General features: G+C 74.2%; 16 protein-coding genes. 14 read left to right on the top strand and 2 right to left on the bottom strand.

What is annotated here, in order from left to right:
- Window positions 1–120 precede the first annotated feature (120 nt).
- Window positions 121–2,235 carry an alpha-galactosidase gene (locus tag ACIRS1_RS22280; RefSeq protein ID WP_402842517.1) on the bottom strand — a complete coding sequence of 705 codons (2,115 nt, stop codon included), beginning with the start codon at window positions 2,233–2,235 and terminating at the stop codon, window positions 121–123.
- 175 nt (window positions 2,236–2,410) lie between these two features.
- Between ACIRS1_RS22280 and ACIRS1_RS22275 the strand changes: the two genes are divergently transcribed.
- The 7 genes from ACIRS1_RS22275 to pstS all read left to right on the top strand — a co-directional run bounded on the left by ACIRS1_RS22275 (window position 2,411) and on the right by pstS (window position 12,059).
- On the top strand, window positions 2,411–3,571 hold the full coding sequence (locus ACIRS1_RS22275; protein ID WP_402842514.1) for an ROK family protein: 1,161 nt from the start codon (window positions 2,411–2,413) through the stop codon (window positions 3,569–3,571).
- A 135-nt stretch (window positions 3,572–3,706) separates the two neighbouring features.
- The gene (locus ACIRS1_RS22270) at window positions 3,707–4,975 is read left to right on the top strand and encodes an ABC transporter substrate-binding protein (protein ID WP_402842511.1); all 1,269 of its coding nucleotides are present in this window, start codon (window positions 3,707–3,709) and stop codon (window positions 4,973–4,975) included.
- Window positions 4,975–5,988 (top strand): carbohydrate ABC transporter permease, encoded by a 1,014-nt coding sequence (locus tag ACIRS1_RS22265; protein ID WP_402842508.1) that lies wholly within the window; start codon window positions 4,975–4,977, stop codon window positions 5,986–5,988. The genes ACIRS1_RS22270 and ACIRS1_RS22265 overlap by 1 nt, the downstream gene beginning before the upstream one ends.
- Window positions 5,989–5,995: 7 nt before the next feature.
- The gene (locus ACIRS1_RS22260) at window positions 5,996–6,835 is read left to right on the top strand and encodes a carbohydrate ABC transporter permease (protein WP_402842505.1); all 840 of its coding nucleotides are present in this window, start codon (window positions 5,996–5,998) and stop codon (window positions 6,833–6,835) included.
- 135 nt (window positions 6,836–6,970) lie between these two features.
- Window positions 6,971–8,935 (top strand): glycoside hydrolase family 5 protein, encoded by a 1,965-nt coding sequence (locus tag ACIRS1_RS22255; protein ID WP_402842503.1) that lies wholly within the window; start codon window positions 6,971–6,973, stop codon window positions 8,933–8,935.
- Between the two features lie 50 nt (window positions 8,936–8,985).
- Window positions 8,986–10,731 (top strand): beta-galactosidase, encoded by a 1,746-nt coding sequence (locus ACIRS1_RS22250; RefSeq protein WP_402842500.1) that lies wholly within the window; start codon window positions 8,986–8,988, stop codon window positions 10,729–10,731.
- 143 nt (window positions 10,732–10,874) lie between these two features.
- Complete coding sequence (pstS, locus tag ACIRS1_RS22245) at window positions 10,875–12,059, top strand: phosphate ABC transporter substrate-binding protein PstS (protein WP_402842498.1); 1,185 nt, start codon at window positions 10,875–10,877, stop codon at window positions 12,057–12,059.
- 83 nt (window positions 12,060–12,142) lie between these two features.
- Here pstS and ACIRS1_RS22240 read toward each other — a convergent pair whose 3' ends face one another.
- The gene (locus ACIRS1_RS22240) at window positions 12,143–13,045 is read right to left on the bottom strand and encodes a LysR family transcriptional regulator (protein ID WP_402842495.1); all 903 of its coding nucleotides are present in this window, start codon (window positions 13,043–13,045) and stop codon (window positions 12,143–12,145) included.
- A gap of 349 nt (window positions 13,046–13,394) precedes the next feature.
- On the opposite strand from ACIRS1_RS22240, the gene ACIRS1_RS22235 reads away from it, so the two are divergent.
- From ACIRS1_RS22235 to ACIRS1_RS22205, 7 genes are all read left to right on the top strand, one after another.
- Window positions 13,395–14,147 carry a DUF4142 domain-containing protein gene (locus ACIRS1_RS22235; RefSeq protein WP_402842492.1) on the top strand — a complete coding sequence of 251 codons (753 nt, stop codon included), beginning with the start codon at window positions 13,395–13,397 and terminating at the stop codon, window positions 14,145–14,147.
- Window positions 14,148–14,249: 102 nt separating this feature from the next.
- A complete protein-coding gene (locus ACIRS1_RS22230; RefSeq protein WP_360222160.1) occupies window positions 14,250–15,656 on the top strand; it encodes a DUF1996 domain-containing protein in 1,407 nt (468 codons plus the stop codon).
- Window positions 15,653–16,570 carry a hypothetical protein gene (locus ACIRS1_RS22225; protein WP_402842490.1) on the top strand — a complete coding sequence of 306 codons (918 nt, stop codon included), beginning with the start codon at window positions 15,653–15,655 and terminating at the stop codon, window positions 16,568–16,570. The genes ACIRS1_RS22230 and ACIRS1_RS22225 overlap by 4 nt, the downstream gene beginning before the upstream one ends.
- Window positions 16,567–18,003, top strand: a complete 1,437-nt coding sequence (locus ACIRS1_RS22220) for an NADH-ubiquinone oxidoreductase-F iron-sulfur binding region domain-containing protein (RefSeq protein ID WP_402842488.1) — start codon at window positions 16,567–16,569, stop codon at window positions 18,001–18,003. The genes ACIRS1_RS22225 and ACIRS1_RS22220 overlap by 4 nt, the downstream gene beginning before the upstream one ends.
- A 136-nt stretch (window positions 18,004–18,139) precedes the next feature.
- Window positions 18,140–19,198: an SCO0930 family lipoprotein gene (locus ACIRS1_RS22215; RefSeq protein WP_402842485.1), complete on the top strand. Its 1,059-nt coding sequence runs from the start codon at window positions 18,140–18,142 to the stop codon at window positions 19,196–19,198.
- Entirely contained in the window at window positions 19,195–19,686 is a 492-nt protein-coding gene (locus ACIRS1_RS22210) for a hypothetical protein (RefSeq protein WP_402842482.1), read from the top strand. The genes ACIRS1_RS22215 and ACIRS1_RS22210 overlap by 4 nt, the downstream gene beginning before the upstream one ends.
- A 542-nt stretch (window positions 19,687–20,228) precedes the next feature.
- Entirely contained in the window at window positions 20,229–21,050 is an 822-nt protein-coding gene (locus tag ACIRS1_RS22205; protein WP_360222175.1) for a sigma-70 family RNA polymerase sigma factor, read from the top strand.
- Window positions 21,051–21,211: the final 161 nt, after the last annotated feature.

The raw sequence follows: 21,211 nt of genomic DNA, 5'->3' as shown, positions 1-21,211 counted from the left end.
CCCCACCCCCCCCCGGGGGGGGCCCGGCGGGGGCGGGGGGGGGGGGGGGGGGGGGGGGGGGGGCGGCGGGGGGGGGGGGGGGGGCGGGGGCCCCCCCGCCCCCCCCGGGACGGGGGTGCCTCAGCCGGCCCGGTGCAGCCGGATCAGGCGGCTGGCGTAGTCGCCGGGGGGCAGGTCCGGATCGAGGCCGCAGTGCCGGAGCAGGGCGCCGTCGTACACCCGGCCGGTCTCCGGGTCGCGGTAGCGCGCGGCGGCGTGCAGGGCGGGCAGGCGCAGCGGGGCGGGCCGGTGGCCGAACCGGGTGGTGGGGCGCCAGACGAGGACGGCGTGCTCGCTGTCGTCCGCGGCGGCGTAGTGGACGGCGGTGAGCCCGTCGGGGCCGGTGAGCCGGTGCTGGAGGCCGTGCTGCACGAGCGGCCGGATCCGCTTGTACTCGGCCACCAGGCGGGCGGCCTCCGCGAGTTCCTCCGGCCTCCACCGGGTGAGGTCCCCGCCGAGGCCGAGCGCCCCGGCCATGGCGACGTGGAAGCGGAAGCGCAGGGGGGTGGCGCGGCCGGTGAGGCCGTTCGGCGAGTCGGTGACCCAGGCGGCCATGGACTGCGCGGGGAGGAGCTGGCCGAAGCCGTGCTGGATGGCGATCCGGTCGACGGGGTCGGTGTTGTCGGAGGTCCACGCCTGGTCGGTGCGGGCGAGGACGGCGAGGTCGACGCGGCCGCCGCCGCCCGCGCAGGCCTCGATCCGCAGACCGGGGTGGTCGGCGCGCAGCCGGTCCATGATCCGGTGGACGGCCCGGGTGTGGTCGATCCACACCCGGTCGGGATCCGGGTGGCCGGCCCGGCCGGCCTCGGTGAAGGGGCGGTTGGCGTCCCACTTGAGCCAGTCCACGGCGTTCTCGCCGACCAGCCGGTCGAGGGTGGTGCGGACCGCGTCCTCGACCTCGGGTCGGGAGAGGTCGAGGACGAGCTGGTGGCGCAGTTCGGTCGCGTCCCGGGTGGGGGAGTGGAGCACCCAGTCGGGGTGGGCGCGGTACAGGTCGCTGTCGGCGTTGACCATCTCCGGCTCGACCCAGAGGCCGAAGGCCATGCCGAGGCCGTGGACGTGGTCGGCGAGGGGCCGCAGGCCGTCGGGGAAGGCCTCCGGGCGAGGGGTCCAGTCGCCGAGGCCGGCGTGGTCACCGGTGCGGGCGCCGAACCAGCCGTCGTCCAGGACGAAGAGTTCGGCGCCGAGCCCGGCGGCGAGCCCGGCGAGGCGGCACTGGCCCTCCTGGTCGACGTCGAAGCCGGTGGCCTCCCAGGAGTTGTAGAGGACCGGCCGGTCGCGGTCGGGCTCCGGCAGGACGCGGGTGCGGACGTGGTGGTGCCAGGCGCGGCTCGCCCCGCCGAAGCCGTCCGGGGTGTGGAGGCCGGCGAAGACCGGGGTGCGGAGCGTCTCGCCCGGCCGCAGGGACCAGCTGAGCCCCTCGTGGCCGAAGCCGCCCGTCCAGGTGGTGCGGCCGACCGGGTCCCGGTGCACGGTGATCCGCCAACTCCCGCTCCAGGCGAGGGCGGTGCTCCACACGTCGCCCCGCTCCTCGGTGGCGGTGCCGTCGTCCAGGGCCAGCCAGGGGCTCGCGTGGTGGCCGGTGAGGCCCCGGCGGCTGGTGAGCACCGTCTCGGCGACGGGGAGCCGGTCGCGGTGCAGCTGGAACTCGCTGGACCAGCCGCCCACGAGGTGGCTGAGCCGGGCGTCGGGCAGCGGCGGGGCCGTCCAGGAGGCGGAGTCGAGGCGGTGGACGGTGATCGGGCCGAAGTCGTCTCCGGGGGCGGCGGTGTGGGTGAGTTCGGTCCAGCGCTCGATGACGTCGCTGTCGGGGTGTACCCGGTAGCAGAGTTCGGCGGTCAGCGGGTAGCCGCGGTCGGCCAGGCGCAGGCGCAGTTCGCCGCCGTCGACGCGGTGGCCGAGGAAGCGCCACTGGGCGCCGGAGGTGCCGTCGGGGAAGCGCACCTGGAGGCCGGCCGGGCCGAAGCGGGCGCCGCTCTGGACGCCCAGTTCGTCGGCGGCGGCCTCGTCCTCGAAGCTGCTGTCCGCGGGGGAGTGGGGGTGCGGGAGTCCGCGGGGGTCGAGCACGGGGCCCCAGTGGACGTGGCGGGGGCTGCCGTCGGCGCCGATGCGCAGGGCGTAGACGCTGTTCGGGGTGCGGAGTACGGCGAGGCCGAGGGTGGCGTCGAAGGTGATGGCGGAAGGAGCGGAAGGCACGGGTGTCCCCCAGGGAGGAGAGCGGTGGTCGGACCGGGAGCCGGAGCGGCGAACGGCCTTCCGGGGACGGGTCCTTGGTGTGGTGGCGGGGCACACGGGTGGCCCCGAGGTTAGATCTGTCGGATCGTCAAAATCAATACTGGAAGAAGTTATTTATTTGTCGTAGGTTGCAGCCGTGTTCCCCACCCATGCCCAGCCGTTGGTCACCGCACCGGCCGAGACCTCGATGCTCGCGCTGCTGCTCACCGAAGGACCGCTCAGCCGGGTCGAGTTGGCCCGCCGCACCGGCCTGTCCTCCACCGCCGTCACCAAGGCCGCCCGGCCGCTCATCGACGACGGCTACCTGCACGAACTCCCCCCGGAGCGCACCGCCCCCGGCGCCGGACGGCCCGTCAACCCGCTGGCCGTCACGGTGGACCGTGAGTACTTCGTCGGGGTCAAGATCAGCGCCGAGGCACTGTTCGGCGCGGTCTGCGACCTGCGGGCCGGCATGCGGGCCACCGCCGACGTCCGGCTGGGCGAGGACCGCGGCCCGGAGGCCGTGTGCGCCCTGGTCGGCGCGCTCGTCGAGCGACTGCTCGACGCGGACCCGGTGTTCCGCGAGCGCACCCGCCACCTCGGGATCTCCGTCTCCGGGGACGTGGACCGCGCCGCCGGGCGGGTCCGCTACTCCGTCCTCCCCGGCTGGCGGGACGTCCCGCTGGCCGCGACGGTGGCGCGGGCGACCGGCCTGAGCGTCACCGTCGAGAACGACGTCAAGGCCCTCACCTCCGCCGAGCACTGGTACGGGGAGGGCATCGGCACCGAGTACTTCGCGCTCGTCACCATCGGGGCGGGCATCGGCTCCGGACTGGTCGTCAACGGGCAGCTGATCGCCGGGGCGTACGGGGTGGCCGGCGAGATGGGGCACGTCTCCATCGACCCGGCCGGACCGGTCTGCCACTGCGGCCAGACCGGCTGCGTGGAGGCGATCGCCTCCAGTGACGCCATCCTGGCCGCGGTCCGGCACGCCACCGCGGACCCGGACCTCGACTTCGACGGCGCCGTCCACCTCGCCCGCGGCGGTGATCCCGCCGCCCGCGCGGCCTTCGCCCGGGCCGGCCGGGCGATCGGCACCGGCATCGCCACCCTGGTCAACCTGCTCGGCCCCGAACGGGTCGTCGTCACCGGGGAGGGCCTCGACACCTACGACCTGTTCGGCACGCACATCAGGGAAGCGTACGCCGCCCACTGCTTCAAGGCCGCCGCGAAGTGCCCGCTGACGCTGCGTCCGCTCCCCTGGGAGGAGTGGGCCAGAGGAGCCGCGGTGCTCGGCATCCAGGCGCTCTTCCCCTAGGGGCTTGTCTGACAATTCCCGCCGCGCGCTGATGCGACGCGAATTGTCAGACAAGCCCTAGCGCCAGGCGCCGTCCCCCGTAGCGGGCACCGGCCGGGACGGACACACCCATACCCCCACCCCCGAGGATGCGAAATGAGCGCACACGGATCGCAGCTCAGCCGACGTGGATTCCTCAGCGGTTCGCTGCTCTTCGTCGCCGGCGCGGCCGTCGGCTGCAGCACCGACCCGACCGGCGGCTCCTCCGGCGCCAGGACCACGCTGAACGTCTGGTTCCACGCCTACGGCGAGGCCGGCAGCCAGCAGGCCGCCACCCGCTACGCCGAGTCCTTCACCAAGGCCCACCCCGACATCGCGGTCAAGGTCACCTGGGTGCCGGGCGACTACACCAGCAAGATCAACGCGACCCTGCTCACCGACGGCGCCCCGGACGTCTTCGAGATCGGCGACTTCAGCGAGGGCATGGCCCGGCGGGGCCAGATCGCCCCGCTCGACGACCTGTACGGCGCGGCACGCTCCGACTTCAACCCGGGCGACCTCGCCTACGTGACCGTCGACGGCAAGCCCCACGGCGTCAAGATGATCGACGACGTCATGATGCTCTACTACCGCAGGAGCGCCCTCGACAAGGCCGGGATCCGCCCGCCCGCCACCTTCGACGAACTGGTCGCCGCGGCCAGGGCGCTCACCACCAGGAGCGGCAAGGGCCTGTTCGTCGGCAACGACGGCATCGGCGACACGCCCCTGCTGGCGGTCCGCTCGAACGGCGGCGACCTGGTGACCGACGGCAAGGTGGGCTTCGCCTCGCCGCAGGCCGTCGAGGCGATCGCCGGCCTCAAACGGCTGCACGACGACCAGTCCCTGCTGCTCGGCTTCACCACCGACTGGTGGGACCCGTCCGCCCTCACCCAGGACGTCGTCCCGATCCAGTGGTGCGGCCTGTGGGCGATGCCCGCGATCGGCACCGCGCTCGGCGACGATTTCGGCGTCCTGCCCTGGCCGGCCTTCAAGCCGGGCGGCAGCCCCGTGCTGCGCGTCGGCGGCTGGACCAGCTGCGTCAACGCCAAGGGCCGGCACGTGGACGCGGCCAAGCGGTTCGTCCAGTGGCTCTGGATCGAACAGACCGACCTCCAGAAGGACTTCGCGGAGAGCTACGGCCTCCACATACCGCCGCGCACCTCGGTGGCCGCCACCGCCGACAAGCTCTCCCGGGGCGCCGCCAAGGAGACCGTCGACCTCGCCGCCCGGTACGGCAGGAGCAATCCCAACACCTGGGACACCGCCGTCGCCACACCCTTCAACGCGGCCGCCGCCAGGATCGCCGCCGGGCAGGGCGACCCCGCACAGCTGCTGGCCGACGCGGCCGCGCAGGCCCAGACCGCCGTGGACAAGCAGCGCGGCTGATGAACGCCACGCCGGACACCACCCCGGACACCGTGCCGCGCCCCGCACGCACCGCACGTACCGGGCGCCCCGCGGCCCCACCGCGGGGCCCCGCCCCGGCCCGCCGCCCCGGGCGTGCCGACCGGCGCGCCTGGGCGGCGTTCGCCCTGCTCACCGGCCCGATGCTGATCGGCCTCGGGATCTTCAAGTACGTCGCCATCGGCTGGAGCCTGCTGCTCAGCCTCAGCGACGCCCACGGCAGCATCGCCCTCGGCCACTGGGTCGGCCTGGACAACTACCGGCACCTGCTCGCCGACCCGGCCTTCCGCTCCTCGCTCGTCCAGATCGTGCTGTTCACCCTCGCCGTCGTGCCGGTCACCTTCGCCGCCTCGCTCGGCCTCGCCCTGCTCGTGCACCGCGTCCGGCGCGGGCGGGCCGTGGTGCGCACGGCCTTCCTGGTCCCGGCCGCCGTCTCCTACGTCGCGGCCTCGCTGCTCTGGAAGATGTGCCTGTTCAACGGCCTGCCGGCGGGCATCGCCAACACCGTCGGGGGCTGGGTCGGGATGGCCGCCGTGCCCTGGCTGCAGACCACCGACCCCCCGCTGTACTGGATCGTCCTGGTCAGCGTCCGGCTCTGGCTCCAGGTCGGCTTCTACATGGTGCTCTTCCTGGCCGGCCTGCAGGCCGTCCCCCGCGACGTGCACGAGGCCGCCGCCCTGGACGGTGCCACCGGTCTGCGGCTGCTGCGGCTGATCACCCTGCCGCTGCTGCGCAACACCTCCGTCGCGGTGCTGATGCTCCAGTTCATCGCGGCCTTCCAGGCCTTCGACGAGTTCTACAACCTGTTCAACAGCGGCCTCTCGGGCACCGCCACCGCGCCCGTGCAGACCCCGCTGGTCTACCTCTACAACACCGCGATGGGCGCCCAGGACTACGGCCTCGGCTCGGCGGGGGCCTTCGTCCTCACCGCGCTGATCGTGGGCGCCACCCTGATCCAGGGCCGGCTGACCGGCTTCGGCAAGGGCGAGGAGTGAACCGACCATGACGACCGACCTGCTCAGACGCCTGCGCCCCGGCACGCGCGGCCTGCTGGTGGGCCTGCTGACGGCGGCCTTCCTGGCGCCGTTCTACCTGATGCTGCGCAACGCGCTGATGGACGCCAGGGGCCTCACCTCGCCCCGGTGGACCTGGTGGCCCGCCCACCCGCACTGGGAGAACTTCACGGCGCTCTTCGACGACCCGACCCTGCACATGGGGCAGGCCCTCGGGAACTCCCTGCTGATCGCCGGGATCACCGCGCCCGTCTCGACGCTCCTGGCCTCCGCCGCCGGCTACGCCTTCGCGCGGATCCCGGTGCCCGGACGCGGCGTCCTGCTGGCCCTGGTGGTGGCCACCCTGATGATCCCCGGCTCGGTCACCTTCGTGCCCACCTTCGTGGTGGTCGGCTCGATGGGCGGGGTCAACACCCTGTGGGGCGTCATCGCCCCCGGCCTGTTCAACCCCTTCGCCGTCCTGCTGTTCCGCAACTTCTACCTGCGGTTCCCCGCCGAGATCGAGGAGGCCGGGCGGCTCGACGGCCTCGGCTGGACCGGCCTCTACCGCCGGATCGCCCTGCCCGCTTCGGGCGCCATGCTCGCCTCGCTCGGGGCGCTCGCCTTCATCGACAGCTGGAACTCCTTCCTGTGGCCGCTGGTCATCGGCCAGGACCCGTCCGCGTGGACCGCGCAGATCGCCCTGTCCACCTTCCTCACCTCGCAGACCATCAACCTGCCGGGCCTGTTCGCCGGCGCCGTCGTGACCGTCGCCCCGCTGGTGGCGATGTTCCTCATCGCCCAGCGGTACATCGTCGAAGGCATCGCCACCAGCGGCCTCAAGGGCTGAGCCGCCCGCCCCCGTCTCCCCGGACGCCGTGAGCCGGGGCCCGCACCACCCAGCACCTCCCTCACCCCACCAGACCGGAGGGAAACCCTCATGCGATCCGCCCCCGTGCGATCCGCCCCCGTGCGATCCGCCCTCGTGCGATCCGTCGGAACCGCCCCGCGCGGCCTGCCCGCGGTACTCGCCACCGCGGCACTGCTCGTCCTGTCCGCCCCCGGCGCCGTCGCCGCGCCGGCCACCGGCACGGCGCCCACCACCGGCACCGCCTCCGCCGCCCCCGTCGCGCTGACGGGGGACCGACTCGCCGCCTCCTGGACCGGACCGCTGTCCACCCGGGGCCGGTACGTCGTCGACGCGAACGGCCAGCGCTTCAAACTCAAGTCGGGCAACTGGGCCGGCGCCCAGGGCACCTGGGAGGGCAGCGGCGCCGTCGACGACCCGGCGAACAACCAGGCCGGACAGGTCTCCCACGACATCCCGCTCGGCCTGGACCGCACCCCGCTCGGCCGGATCACGGCCGACTTCCACGCGGTGGGCGTCAACAGCATCCGCCTCCCGTTCGCCAACGCGATGATCCACGACACGGCGCCCGTCCCGGACTCCGCCGTCGCGGCCAACCCGCAGCTCAGGGGGAAGACCCCGCTCCAGGTGTACGACGCCGTGGTCGCCGCGCTCACCGCCGACGGCTTCGCCGTCGTCCTCAACAACCACACCACCAGCTACCGGTTCTGCTGCGCGCTGGACGGCAACGAGCGTTGGAACAGCGGCCAGTCCACCCAGCAGTGGGTCGACGACTGGGTGTTCCTGGCCGAGCGGTACAAGGACAACAAGCGCGTGGTCGGCGCCGACCTGCGCAACGAGGTCCGCCGCGACACCTGGGACGACCCGAACTGGGGGTGGGGCGACGACCACGACCTCTACGCCGCCTTCGAACAGGCCGGCAACAGGATCCTCGAGGCCGACCCCGACCTGCTGATCATCATGGAGGGCATCAACTGGCAGGGCATCCCCTCCGGGATGTTCAGCCACGGCCGCCCGATGCTCACCCCGGTCCGCACCCTCTCCAACACCCTGATCGACTCCGGCAAGCTGGTCTACTCCGCGCACTTCTACGGCTACACCGGGCCCCACCACACCGGTGCGAGCGGCGGCTGGCAGAACGGCGAGACCAACGACCCCCGCTACCAGGACCTCACCCCCGAACAGCTCGTCCAGGCCGTGGACGACGAGGCCCTGTTCGTCACCCAGGCCGGACAGCACTTCACCGCCCCGGTGTGGATCAGCGAGTTCGGCGCCGGCGGCCGGGGCTCGGACAACGCCAAGGAGAAGGACTGGTTCGACCGCTTCACCGACATCCTGGTGAAGAACGACACCGACTTCGCCCAGTGGCCGCTGGTCGGCTGGAGCGACGCCACCGGCAAGCCGAACGACAACTGGGCGCTGATCAGTTACGACGCCACCGGCCGGCGCACCGGCGTGGAGGACCCCGGCGACTGGCGCGCCGCCGACTGGAACAAGCTCGTCGACGCCCCCGCCAGGACCGGCGCCGTCCCGCCGGTCGACCACTGGAACACGGTCGACCTCGACTTCGGCGACCAGAACCTCTCCCGCACCATGCGCCCCGCGGCCGACTGGGCCGTCGGCTACCGCAAGGGCAACTGCCCCGACACCGAGCGCGTCGTCGGCCTCGCCCGCAGCTCCAACCGCGGTCTGTGCACCGACGCCGGGCAGCCCGCCAAGAGCGCCGGCGCCTGGACGGCCGTCACCGACGAACGCTACGTCAAGGACGACTGGGCCGGCGGCTACAACAAGCTCCAGTGCCCCGACAACGGCTTCGCCGTCGGCTACAGCGTCAGCGGCAACGCCATGGCCACCCTGCTCTGCGCGCCCTCCGCCACACCGCTGCCCGCCACCAACCGCCTCGTCTGGTTCGACCACGGAGACAACCGGCCCGCCACCGGCGGATCGAACGCCAGTGACTGGGCACCCGGCCACTACAAGGGCCAGTGCGCCGACGACGAGTACCTCGCCGGCGTCGCCTTCACCTGGCGGTGGATGCACGGCGGCGCCCCCGACGCCCTGCTCTGCCGCCCGCTCCGCTGATCCGCCCCCCCACCCCGACCGCCCCGCACCCGAAGCCAGGAGCACCCGGCATGCCTCGACTGGAGATCGCCGACGAGGGCTTCCGCCTCGACGGCCGCCCGCTGCGCATCCTCTCCGGCGGACTGCACTACTTCCGCGTCCACCCGGAGCAGTGGGCCGACCGGCTCCACAAGGCGAGGCTGCTGGGGCTCAACACGGTCGAGACCTACGTCCCCTGGAACCTCCACGCGCCCCGGCGCGGCGAGTTCCGCCGGGACGGGGGTCTCGACCTGCCCCGCTTCCTCGACATGGCCGCCGCCGAGGGCCTGCACGTGCTCCTGCGGCCCGGCCCGTACATCTGCGCCGAGTGGGAGGGCGGCGGCCTGCCCGCCTGGCTGCTCGCCGAGGACGGCATCCGGCTGCGCAGCCGCGACCCCCGCTTCCTCCGCGCCGTCGACGACTACTTCGCCGACCTCCTCCCGCCCCTGAAGCCGTACCTGTCCACCGGCGGCGGGCCGGTCATCGCCGTCCAGCTGGAGAACGAGTACGGCGCGTACGGCGAGGACACCGGCTACCTCGCCGACCTCGCCGCACTGCTGCGCGCCCACGGCGTCGACGTCCCCCTGTTCACCTGCGACCAGCCCGCCGACCTCGGGCGCGGCGGCCTGGACGGGGTGCTGCGCACCGCCAACTTCGGCAGCCGGGTCGAGGCCGGCCTCGCCGAGCTGCGCCGGCACCAGCCGACCGGGCCGCTGATGTGCTCGGAGTTCTGGATCGGCTGGTTCGACCGCTGGGGCGCCACCCACACCACCCGCGATCCGGCCGACGCCGCCGCGGACCTGGACCGGCTGCTCGCCGCCGGAGCCTCCGTCAACGTCTACCTGTTCCACGGCGGCACCAACTTCGGCTTCACCAACGGTGCCAACGACAAGGGCACCTACCGGCCCACCGTCACCTCCTACGACTACGACTCGCTCCTCGACGAGGCCGGCGACCCCACCCCGAAGTACCGGGCGTTCCGCGAGGTCATCGCCCGGCACGCGCCCGTCCCGGCCGAGCCGGTGCCCGCCCCGGGCCCGAAGCTCGCCCCCGTCACCGTCGAACTCGACTCCTGCGCAGGCCTGTTCGGCCAGGACCAGCTGTTCGGCCCGGCCGTGGCCGCGGACCGGCCGCTGAGCATGGAGCTGCTCGGCCGGTCCTTCGGCTTCGCGCTGTACGAGACGGACCTGCCGGCGGCCGGGCCCGCCGTGCTGCGGGTCGGCGAGGTCCGCGACCGAGCCCAGGTCTTCGTCGACGGGCAGCCCGTCGGCGTCCTGGAGCGCGAGGACCACGAGCACGCCCTCGCCTTCACCGCCCCCCGGCGCGGGGCGCGGCTGGCCGTCCTGGTGGAGAACCAGGGCCGGGTGAACTACGGGACGGGCATCCACGACCGCAAGGGCCTGCTGGGCCCGGTCACCGTCAACGGCGAGGAGCCGGCCGGCTGGTCCAGCCGCGCGCTGCCCCTGGACAGCCTCGACGGCCTCGCCCTCGCGCCCGCCGCCCCCGTCGTCGGTCCGGCCTTCCACCGGGGCCGCCTGTACGTCGAGCGGCCCGCCGACGGGTACCTGGCGCTGCCCGGCTGGACCAAGGGCCAGGTGTGGATCAACGGCTTCAACCTCGGCCGCTACTGGTCCCGCGGCCCGCAGGCCACCCTGTACGTCCCCGCGCCGGTGCTCCGACCCGGCGCCAACGAGGTCACCGTCCTGGAGCTCCACGCCTGCACCGCGCCCACTGTCGAGCTGCGCGACCGCCCCGACCTGGGCCCGACCGAGGACTGACGCCCACGCGGGGGCGCCGTGGGTGTACAGCAGGTGAACACCTCGCCGACGGCGGGGGTGTGCGGCATGTCGCCGCCGGGCGTGCCCGGTAGGCGGCCGAGGATGGCCGCGTCCCCCGCCGACCGTCGTCCAGGAGACCGCGCATGCCCCGACGGGCCACCCTCCCCGGCCGTACCCTCCGCCACGCCGCCACCGCGGCCGCCGTCCTCGTGTCGGTCGCGGCGTGCGGATCCGATCCGAACACCCCGACCTCGGCGTCGACCGGGCAGGCGAGCGGCCCCGCGGTCGTCCGGGCGAGCGACGCGGCGAGCAGCCCGGCGAGCGCCCAGGCGAGCGGATCGCCGATCGCCTGCAACGGGTCGGGTGAGGTCCTGGGGGCCGGCTCGACGGCGCAGGCGAACGCGATCGACATCTGGAAGACCACCTTCAGCGCCGCCTGCCAGGGCATCACGATCAACTACGGCGGTGGCGGCTCGGGCGCCGGCATCCAGCAGTTCACCGTCGGGAAGGTGGCCTTCGCCGGGTCGGACACGGCGCTGAAGCCGGCCGAGGTGGACGCCACGAAGCAGGTCTGCACCGGTGGCCAGGGCATCGACCTGCCGATGGTGGCGGGCCTCGTCTCGATCGTCTTCAACGCGGAGGGTGTGGACAAGCTGGTCCTGGACGGGCCGACCATCGCCAAGATCTTCAACTCGGAGATCACCCAGTGGAACGACCCCGCGATCGTCGCGCTCAACCCCGGCGTCACCCTGCCGACCGCCGGGATCGAGGCGATCCACCGCTCGGACGACTCCGGCACCACCGCCAACCTCACCTCCTACCTCGCCGCCACCTCCGGCGGGGCCTGGCCGTACCCGCCGAGCAAGACCTGGGCGGGCAAGGGCGGCGAGTCGGCCAACGGCAGCGCCGGGGTCGCGGCCCAGGTGAAGCAGAACAAGAACTCCATCGGGTACGTGGAGCTGTCCTACGCCCAGACGAACGGTCTGAAGAGCGCGGCCGTCGCCACCGGGGCGTCGCAGCCGGTCGACGCGACCGCCGCCAACGCGGCCACCACCTTCGCGGGTGCCCAGGTCGCCGGCACCGGCAATGACCTCGCCCTGACCCTCGACTACGCCACCAAGCAGGAGGGCGCGTACCCGATCGTCCTGGTCACCTACGAGATCGTGTGCGACAAGGGCAACAAGGCCGCCACCCTGCCCGCCCTCAAGTCCTTCCTGACCTACACCGCCAGTGACGAGGCCCAGCAGGCGATCGGCGCGAAGGGGTACGTCCCGCTGCCCGCGGAGATCACCGGCAAGGTCGGTGCGGCGGTGTCCCGGCTCTCCTGAACCCGCCGCCCACCGGTCCGCCGCCCACCGCCGGGCGGCGGACCGGTGGCGCCTCCGCGGCGGCCGCACCTTCGAGGAGCAGGTCACACCGGCGCGGGTGCGCGGGTGACGTCCCGGAGGGCGAGGAGCAGGAGTTGCTCGCAGGCCGTCAGGGGCCGGGCCAGGGTGGAGCCGGCCGTCACCGTGCGGCGTTCGGGGGCCGGGTGGATCCGGAGCTCGGCCAGCTCGCCGTGCCGGAGTTCGAGGCGGACGGACCGGTGCGCCACCAGGCCCACCCCCAGGCCGATCCGCACGGCCTCCTTGACGCCCTCGGTGCCCCACAGGTCGAGCGTCCGGGCGCCGGAGAGCTCCCAGCCGTGCAGGAGGTCGGTGAGCTGACGGCGAGTCTGGGACCCGGCCTCGCGCAGCAGGAACGTTTCGTTCGACAGCTCGGCGGGGGGGACCTCGCGCCCCGCCAGGGGGTGGTCGGCCGCGCAGACGAGCAGCATGTCGTCGCCGGCGAGGCGTTCCGCCCGGTAGCGCCCGGGCGGCAGCGGGCCGCCGCTGAGCGCCACACCGATCCGGCCCTCCTCCAGGGCCTGGGCCAGCCGGTCCGCGCTGTCGACGACGAGGCTGAACCGGACCTCGGGGGCCCGCTGCCGCAGTTCGAGCAGGACGGAGGGCAGGAAGTGCCCGCTGATCGTGCTGGTGCTGCCGATCACCAGCGGGTCCTCGGCGAGGAGGGTCGCGGCCTGGACGGCCGCGACGGCCTGGTCGGCGAGCGCGAGCACCTCCCTGGACTGCGCGAGCAGGACCTCGCCGGCCAGGGTCGGGCGGATCTTCGGGCCCGAGCGGTCGACCAGCTGGGTCCGCAGGGCTATTTCCAGGTTCTGCACCTGTTTCGACACGGACGACTGGCTCAGGAACAGCACCTGGCCCGCCGCGGAGAAGCCGCCGCACTCGATGACCTGGGCGAATATCGCCAGTTGATTGAGGTTCAGTCGCACATGGCCTCGCTCGCGTCCGGACGGTAAGGGGCACGGGGGGCCGGTGCGGCGCCTTGCGGTACCGACCGGTAGGGCAATGTACCGCCTGTCGGGCTTCGTGCCACAGTGGCCTTCCCCCGCCGTCTCGCACATGCTGACGGATTGTCGAACAAGTGTCGGGAAAGGCCCTCCGCCACGGTGTCGCCGAACGCCGTCGGTAAAGGATGGGCAAAGTCGCGGGACGAAACCCCGGTTCCGGCCTCTTTTCACGGTGACCGGCCCGCCAGTGGCCGGCGGTTCCCGGGAGGTTTCGCGGCGCGCACGCCGTCGAACCGTTCCGCCCGGTGGCGGTGAACGGAATCCCGGCGTGATGAGGAAGTCGATGTCAACTTCGAGGAAGAAACGCGAACCCGGAAAGGCCGTCTACGGGATTCCCCGCGCGAACCGCCCCCCGCGGTGGCTCGCCACCCTGCTCGTGGTCGTGGCCGTGGTGTTCACGGCGACGGCCCTGGCGATCCCGGTCCTGCGGTCGGCGGGCTCGTACCGCACCGCGCCGCGGGCGGAGGCGTCGCCGGGCACGGTGCAGACGCCGACCGGGCCGTTGACCCCGCTCGACCGGGACTTCGTCAAACGGGTCCGGCTGGCCGGTCTGTGGGAGATCCCCGCAGGTCGGATGGCCGTCGCCAAGGGTGGCACGGCCGAGGTGAGGACCGCCGGCCAGCACCTGATCGACGGACACACCGACCTCGACCGGGCCGTGCTGGACACGGCCAGAACCCTGGGCCTGGGCGTCCCGGAAGAACCCTCCGCCCAGCAGAAGACGTGGCTGAAACAGCTGGACGACGCGCAGGGGCCCGAATTCGACCGGCTGTTCGCGAACATCGTGCGCAATGCCCACGGCCAGGTGTTCGCGGTGGTCGCCCAAGTGCGCGCCGGGACCCAGAATTCCACCGTCCGCGATCTCGCGACCACGGCCAACTCCACCGTGCTCGACCACATGACGGTCCTGGAGGAAACCGGCCTGGTGAAATTCGGGGACCTTTCCGGACCGCCGGCCACCGCCGCCTCCCCGCCGCCGAGCCCGAGCCAGGGCCCCGCGTCCGGCCCGGCGACCCAGCGCTAGGGAGTGTCTTGAACGCCCGTCGCGCGGCTGCCCCCACGCCCGCGGCGAAGAGGAATTCCCCCGCCTGTCCCACAGGCCCGATCCCGTTCCGAAGGTGCCAAGATGAGGATTCACAAACGTGACACGGCCAGGCGGAAGGCACTCGCCCTTCTGCTGGCCGGGATACTGGCGGTCAGCGGCGCCTCGGTGCTCGCCGCGGCCGCGTTCGCCGGGCAGCGCCCGTCGCGCTCCCCGCAGTCCGCCTCCCAGGCGGCCGGCACCCAGCCGGGCACCGTCGCCTGCGCGGACGTCGGCGACGCGCTGGCGTCGGTGCCGGAGGCCGCCCAGCCCGAGGTCGGCCAGGACCTCGCCGACCTCGACGTCCAGGTGGCGGACGCGTACCGCAGCCTCTCCGAGCCCGGTGCCGGAGGCGGCGAGCAGCGCGTCATGGGCGAGCTGGCCGACAAGCGGTCGGCGACCCTGCGCAAGCTCGCGGCCAGTGCCGGCCCCGACTCCGGTCTGCCCGAGGACGTCTCCGGGCTCGCCACCTGCGCCATCCGGCACGACCTGGTGGTCGACTCCTCGGCCCAGGACTACGCCCCCGAGGACAAGAGCGCGGCGGCCGACCGCAACGCGGCGGCGGCCGGCGGGAAGCAGGGCCTCGGGCGCGGCTTCGTCGACATCAGGACCGTCAACCCGAACACCGCCAAACCGAGCCGCACCGGCCCGGCCACCGGCACCTTCACCTCGCAGTGCGGGCGCAACGAGAACCGCCACCTCAACCCCGACAACGTGATCGTGGCGCCCGGGGTGAGCAACGGCGCCCACCACATGCACGACTACGTCGGCAACCTCGTCACCGACGCGTTCTCCGCCAACGGCAAGCTCGCCGGCGCCGGCACCACCTGCTCCAACGGCGACCAGTCGGCCTACTACTGGCCGGTGCTGCGAGTCCTCGACGGCGTCGCCGAGAAGGACGCCAAGGCGCCGGGCGGCGGGAAGGACCGCAACGTGGGGCGCATCCTGCAGCCGGCCGAGGTCGGGATCACCTACTCCTCCGCCGCCGGGAACAAGGTCCAGCCGATGACCCGTTTCCTGCGGATCATCACCGGCGACGCCAAGGCGCTGACCAACGGCCCGGCCAACGCCCACGCCTCCTGGAGCTGCACCGGCTTCGAGGACCGCCAGCTCGCCGACAAGTACCCGATCTGCCCCAACGGCAGCCGGGTGGTGCGGACCCTGAAGTTCCCGGACTGCTGGGACGGCCGGAACGTCGACAGCGCCAACCACCGCACCCACACCGCCTTCTCCCGGGCGGACGGCAGCTGCCCGAAGAACTTCCGGGCGATCCCCCAGCTGACCGAGCGCGTCGCCTACGACGTGCCGTCCGGCGTGCGCTTCGCCGTCGACACCTTCCCCGAGCAGCTCCACAACCCGATCACCGACCACGGGGACTTCATCAACGTGATGAACCGCAACCTGCTGGACCAGATGGCGAGCTGCATCAACGAGGGGCGTCGCTGCGGATGACCCCGACCAGCCCGGAGGGCTCTGCGATGGTGACGGAGGACGGACGCCTGGCCTGGCACTCGGCCGCCGGGCCGGCGAGGGCCGGCCGGGCGCGCAGGGCGGGCCGCGGACGCCAGGTGCGCCGGGTCGCCGGCGCGGAGCCGGTGCCGGACGGCACCGCCGGGGACCGCCCGGAACCCGGCGGCCCGGGTGCGCGCAGGGCCTGGTCGCTGCTCCCGGTGCTGGCGGTGGCGCTCGGTCTGACGGCCGTGGCGGTGAACGGCGCGCTGCAGGCGTTCCTCGGGGTGGCCGCCGGGGTCATCACCCTGGTGTCCTTCTCCTCCGCGGTGCTGTGGGGCCTCGCCGCGACCGACCGGCTGCTGCTCTACCCCGTCCACCGGCTGGCCGCCCAGGCGATCCACCGGGCGATGGGCGTCGCCGGCGTGGTCTTCCTCGTCCTGCACGTGTGGATGAACCTGATCCAGCACCGGATCGGCGCGCTCGCGGCGTTCGTCCCCTTCGCGGACCCGCACCGGCCGGTGGTCCTCGGCCTGGGCGCCCTGGCCGGCTACCTGCTGCTCGCCGTGGCCCTCGCCGGGGCGGCCCGCGGGCTGCTGGCCCGGACCGGCGGGGCGCGCCGGTGGCGGATCGTCCACATCTGCGCCTACCCGGCGTGGGGCGCCGCCCTGGTCCACGGCCTGCACGCGGGCCGGCTGCCCGCCCCCTGGGTCTCCGTCCTCTACGGAGCGGCCGTGGTCGGCGTGATCGTGGTGCTCGGGCTGCGGATGGCCCTGCGCAACGGTGGCAGCAAGCGCCGGCCCGGCGCCCCCGTCCGCCCGGCCGCCCCGATCCGCCCCGCGGCCCCGGGCCGCGCGCAGGCGGCCGACCGGCCGCGGGTCGGCCTCGGCACCGGACGGCGGCGACGGGACGGATGAGCGGTGCACCGATCGCCTGGCTCGGCCGGCCGGTCCTGTTCGCCGGCCTCGAACGCGACGAGCGCCTGGACCACCGCGCCCACCTGGTCGTGCACGGCGGGATGCCGACGCTGCCGGCCGACGAGCTGGCCGACCTCGCCGAGAACGTCGACCTGCGGGGGCGGGGCGGAGCGGGCTTCCCCTTCGCCCGCAAGCTCCGGGCCGTCGTCAAGGCGGCCGCCCGGCGCCGGGCCCGCCCGGTCGTGGTGGTCAACGGCACCGAAGGAGAACCGAGTTGCCTGAAGGACGCGGCCCTGCTGCTGCGCACCCCGCACCTCGTCCTGGACGGCGCCCTGCTGGCGGCGGACGCCCTGGACGCCGAGCAGGTGACGCTCGGGGTCACCCGCGGGGACACCGAGCAGTCGCTGCGCAGGGCGCTGGCCGAGCGGAGGGTCACCCGGGTGCCGGTGTCCGTCGTCCGGCTCCCCGAGCGGTTCGTCTCGGGGGAGGGGAGCGCGCTGGCCCGCGGCATCTCCAGCGGGATCGCCCTGCCGCGCGGCGGCGGCGTGCGGACCAGCGACAGCGGGGTCCGGGGAGTGCCGACCCTGCTCTCCAACGCCGAGACCTACGCGCAGCTCGCGGTCGCGGCCCGCCTCGGGGCGCTGCCCTACCGCGAGGTCGGCACCCCCGCGGAGCCGGGGACGGTCCTGCTGACCCTCGCCGGCTCCCGGGTGGTGGAGACGCCCACCGGCGTCCCGCTCGGCGAGCTGCTGGCGATGTTCGGCCTGGACGCCGGGCAGGGCGTGCTGACCGGCGGCTACCACGGCACGTGGCTGACCCCGGCGGCCGCCGCCACCGCGGACGTGTCCCGGCAGTCCCTGCGCAGCCTCGGCGGGGCCCTGGGCGCCGGCGCGATCCTGCCGCTGCCGTACACCACCTGCCCGCTGGGCGAGGTGCTCCGGGTCGCCCGCTGGCTGGCCGACGAGACGGCGGGCCAGTGCGGGCCGTGCTACCTCGGGCTGCCGGCCCTGGTGAAGGCGCTGGAGGAGGTGGTGCGCGGCGGCGGCCGGGCCGCCCTGGACGTCGTCGAGACCAGGATGCGGGCGGTCACCGGCCGGGGTGCGTGCAGCCACCCCGATGCGGCCTCCCGGTTCGTGGCCTCGGCCCTGGAGGTCTTCGACGAGGACCTCCACCTGCACGGGCAGCGCTACGGCTGCGGCCGGCCCGTGCAGGGTGTGCTCCCGATGCCGGCCGTGGAGAGCGCCGGGAGCATCGTCGTGGACTGGACGCTCTGCGAGGCCCACGGGCTCTGCACCAGCGTCCTGCCCGAGGTCATCAGCCTGGAGGCGGACGGCTTCCCCTCCGCCGGTGTGATGCCCGTCCCGCCGCAGCTGCTCCAGCAGGCGGCCCGCGCGGTCGACCGCTGCCCGGCCCTGGCGCTGCGGATCCAGTGAGCCGCCGCGCCGCGGCCCGCGCGCCACCGTTCCACCCGCTCCGGACCCGACCGGTCCGGTCCCGTACCCCTTCGGATCCCGGGCTCGTACCGCCCGTGGGATTCCGGCCTCCATCGATGGAAAGGCAAGGAACACCTTGACGACGACCACGAAACGCTACGGACTGGTGGCGGTCTGCCTCCTGTTGGCCGGCCTCGTGCTGATGGCGGCCTTCGGCAACGGCAGCAGCAGCGCCGACTCCGCCAAGGGGAGCACCGACCCCGGGCAGCTGGCCGGGGCGACGGCGCCGGCCCCGGCCGGTGGCTACGGCTCCTACGGCGACTACGGATCGTCGGCCTCGGCCTCGCCGGCGGGCGGCGGCGGCCGACCCGGCGGGCAGCTGGCCGTCCGCGTGGACGACAAGCTCGGCTCCGTCCTGACGGACGGCCAGGGCTTCACGCTCTACCGGTTCGACAAGGACACGGCCAAGCCGCCGATGTCCAACTGCGCCGGCGCCTGTGCCACCACCTGGCCGCCCGTCACCAAGGACGCCATGGCCATGGCGGGCACCGGCATCGACCAGGCCAAGCTCGGTGAGATCGTGCGGGGCGACGGCTCCCACCAGCTGACGGTGGGCGGCTGGCCCGCCTACCGCTACGCGCAGGACACCGCGCCCGGTGACACCAAGGGTGAGGGCGTGGGCGGCACCTGGCACGCCCTGGCGCCGGACGGGTCGAAGGCCGCGAGCGCCGGTGCCGGTGCCCAGCCGTCCGCGACGGCCACGGCCGCGCCCACTGCCGCGCCCACGGCGACGGCCGCCCCGATGCCGCCGTCCTCCCCGCAGCCCCCGGCCGGGGTTCAGCTCTCGATCTTCGACCACCCCCAGCTCGGCCCGATCATGGTGGACGCCCACGGCCGGACCCTGTACCACTACGGGAAGGACACCGCCTGGCCCATGCGCTCCAACTGCGAGGGGGACTGCCTCAAGACCTGGATGCCCGCGGCGCCGGTGGACCCGGCCAAGATCAAGGGCGTCGACCCGAAGCTCGTCGGCAAGATGCAGCGCCCGGACGGCACCTGGCAGCTGAGCATCAACTGCACGCCGGTGTACGTCTACTCGGGCGACAAGGGCTACGGTGACGCCCTCGGCAACGGACTGGCCGGGAACCAGTGGACGGCCATCAACCCGCAGGGCAAGCCGGCGACGGGCAAGTGAGGCTTCCCGGCCCCGCCCTCGCGCCGGCCGGTCCCGGCCGGCGCGTCGGCGCCCCGCTCAAGTGGGCCGCGCTGACCGTCCTGCTCGCCCTCGGAGCCACCGAACTGCTCTGGGGATCCGGCGGGTTGGCCGGCACCTCGCAGGCCGGCACCGCGCAGGCCGAACGGAGGCCGGGCGGAAGCTCCGTCGAGGAGCTGGCACAGCGGATCGGCTGCGCGCCGGAGATCACCGCCGACGCGGCGGACCTCCGGCAGGGTCTGTGCACCGTCGGCGGCGAGGAGACCTGGATCGCCACCTTCCCCACCCCGCGCGCCCAGCAGGCCTGGATCGAGGAGGCGCGGGCCTACGGCGGGTCGTACCTGGTCGGCGACGAATGGGTGGTGGTGCTGTCCGACGCCACCACGGACCTCCTGCACGGGCTGCTCGGCGGGACGGTCGTCGGCGGCGCCGACCACACCGGCGGACACGCGCACACGGAAGGCGGGTGACGCCCCGGGGCGGCAGCGAGAGCAGTGACGACAAGGGCGAGGGCCCCCACCGGCGTCGGGCCGGCGGGGGCCCTCGCCGGCGTACGTCCGGCGGCGCGGCCGCCCCAAGTACGCTGGTACGGACCATGCCTGGCACGGTGTCATGCCCCGGCCGGCCGGGGGTCGTTCAACCATGCGAATGCCGTATGACCTTTTCTGTTATCCGGGGGCCCCGGCACTTGACGAGACCTCGCCACGGGCCGGTACGGGGCCGCGGCCCACCCCCCGGGCCCCTCCCGCACCACCCCGGACCCGCCCGGCGGGCCGTACACCGACTCCGCACATTCGGATCCGGAATCACCCGGCGCACGGCTCCCCCCGGACGGTTGCCCCGAAACCCGTGGGACTGGTGTGCTGAGGCCCTTCCCGCCACACCGTCCCGACGGCCCAGCAGCAGACCGCCGTCGCGACCTTCGTCCAGGCGACTCCGGCCCCTGCGGCCGTGCCACCGGCCGGGCCCGCGAGCTCCCCGCCGGACGAAGGCCATAGCCGAGGAGGACAAGGTGACCCTTCTGACCAGCACCCGCGAACCGGGACTGAGCGCCCTGAGCGACGCCGAACTCGCGGAGGTGCTCACCACACCGACCCCGACCGGCGCCTCCCGCATCCGGGAGGTCATGGCCGAGGTCTTCACCCGGCACCACGGCGCCGTGCTCGCCTACGCCCGCCACTTCTGCCGCGACCAGCAGACGGCCCAGGACCTCGCCGCCGAGGCCTACGCCAGCACCTACCAGTCCGTGGCCCGCGGCCGGGGCCCCCGGCACGCCTGGCGCCCCTACCTGAAGGCCTGCGTCCGCCGGACCGCCATGGAGTGGAGCGCCCAGACCAGGGACCGCGTCGTCCTGGCGGCCGACTTCCACACCTGGGCGGAGTGCCTGGCCGACGAGGCCGAGACCGAGGACGCGCTGCTCGCGGCCGAGGAGACGGCGCTCATCGCCGGCGCCTACCGCGCCCTCCCCGAACGGTGGCAGGTGCTGCTCTGGTTCTTCGTGGTCGAGGGCGAGTCCGCCGCCACCGTCGCCCAGCGGATGAGCATGACCCCGAGCGGGGTGCGCTCCCTCGCGGCCCGCGCCCGCGGGGGCCTGCGCGAGGCGTACCTGAGCGCGCACCTGGACGAGGGCACCGGGCAGGGGTGCCTGTACTTCACGTCGGTGCTGACCGGAGCCGCCCGCCGCCCGGGCCGCCGCCGGGCCCGTGAGCTGGCCCGGCACCTGCAGGAGTGCCCCGGCTGCGGGCGGGTCGCGGAACAGTTCCGCCGGGCCAACTCCAGCATCGGGACCTCCACGATGGTGCCCCTGCGCCACGTGCCGGTGCGGCCGCACTGAGCCGCCGCCGACAGGCGCCGGAGGTGGCGGGGCCCGGCGCGGAGCGGTCGGGCCCGCCCCCCCGGGGGGGGGGCCGGGGGGGGGGCGGGGCCCCCGCCCCCCCCCGGGGGCGCCCCCCCGCCCGGGGGGGGCCCCCGGCGGGGCCCCGCCAGCCGGCCGGC

Source organism: Kitasatospora sp. NPDC101176 (assembly GCF_044768035.1).
Lineage (GTDB): Bacteria > Actinomycetota > Actinomycetes > Streptomycetales > Streptomycetaceae > Kitasatospora.
The sequence above is the reverse complement of the archived record's forward strand: the minus strand, read 5'-3'. Positions and strand labels throughout refer to the sequence as shown.

Excerpts from the sequence above, each read along its gene's own strand:
- ACIRS1_RS22270 (WP_402842511.1), top strand. The coding sequence starts at position 3,707 with ATGAGCGCACACGGATCGCAGCTCAGCCGACGTGGATTCCTCAGCGGT.
- ACIRS1_RS22265 (WP_402842508.1), top strand. The coding sequence starts at position 4,975 with ATGAACGCCACGCCGGACACCACCCCGGACACCGTGCCGCGCCCCGCA.
- ACIRS1_RS22260 (WP_402842505.1), top strand. The coding sequence starts at position 5,996 with ATGACGACCGACCTGCTCAGACGCCTGCGCCCCGGCACGCGCGGCCTG.
- ACIRS1_RS22250 (WP_402842500.1), top strand. The coding sequence starts at position 8,986 with ATGCCTCGACTGGAGATCGCCGACGAGGGCTTCCGCCTCGACGGCCGC.
- pstS (WP_402842498.1), top strand. The coding sequence starts at position 10,875 with ATGCCCCGACGGGCCACCCTCCCCGGCCGTACCCTCCGCCACGCCGCC.
- ACIRS1_RS22235 (WP_402842492.1), top strand. The coding sequence starts at position 13,395 with ATGAGGAAGTCGATGTCAACTTCGAGGAAGAAACGCGAACCCGGAAAG.
- ACIRS1_RS22230 (WP_360222160.1), top strand. The coding sequence starts at position 14,250 with ATGAGGATTCACAAACGTGACACGGCCAGGCGGAAGGCACTCGCCCTT.
- ACIRS1_RS22225 (WP_402842490.1), top strand. The coding sequence starts at position 15,653 with ATGACCCCGACCAGCCCGGAGGGCTCTGCGATGGTGACGGAGGACGGA.
- ACIRS1_RS22220 (WP_402842488.1), top strand. The coding sequence starts at position 16,567 with ATGAGCGGTGCACCGATCGCCTGGCTCGGCCGGCCGGTCCTGTTCGCC.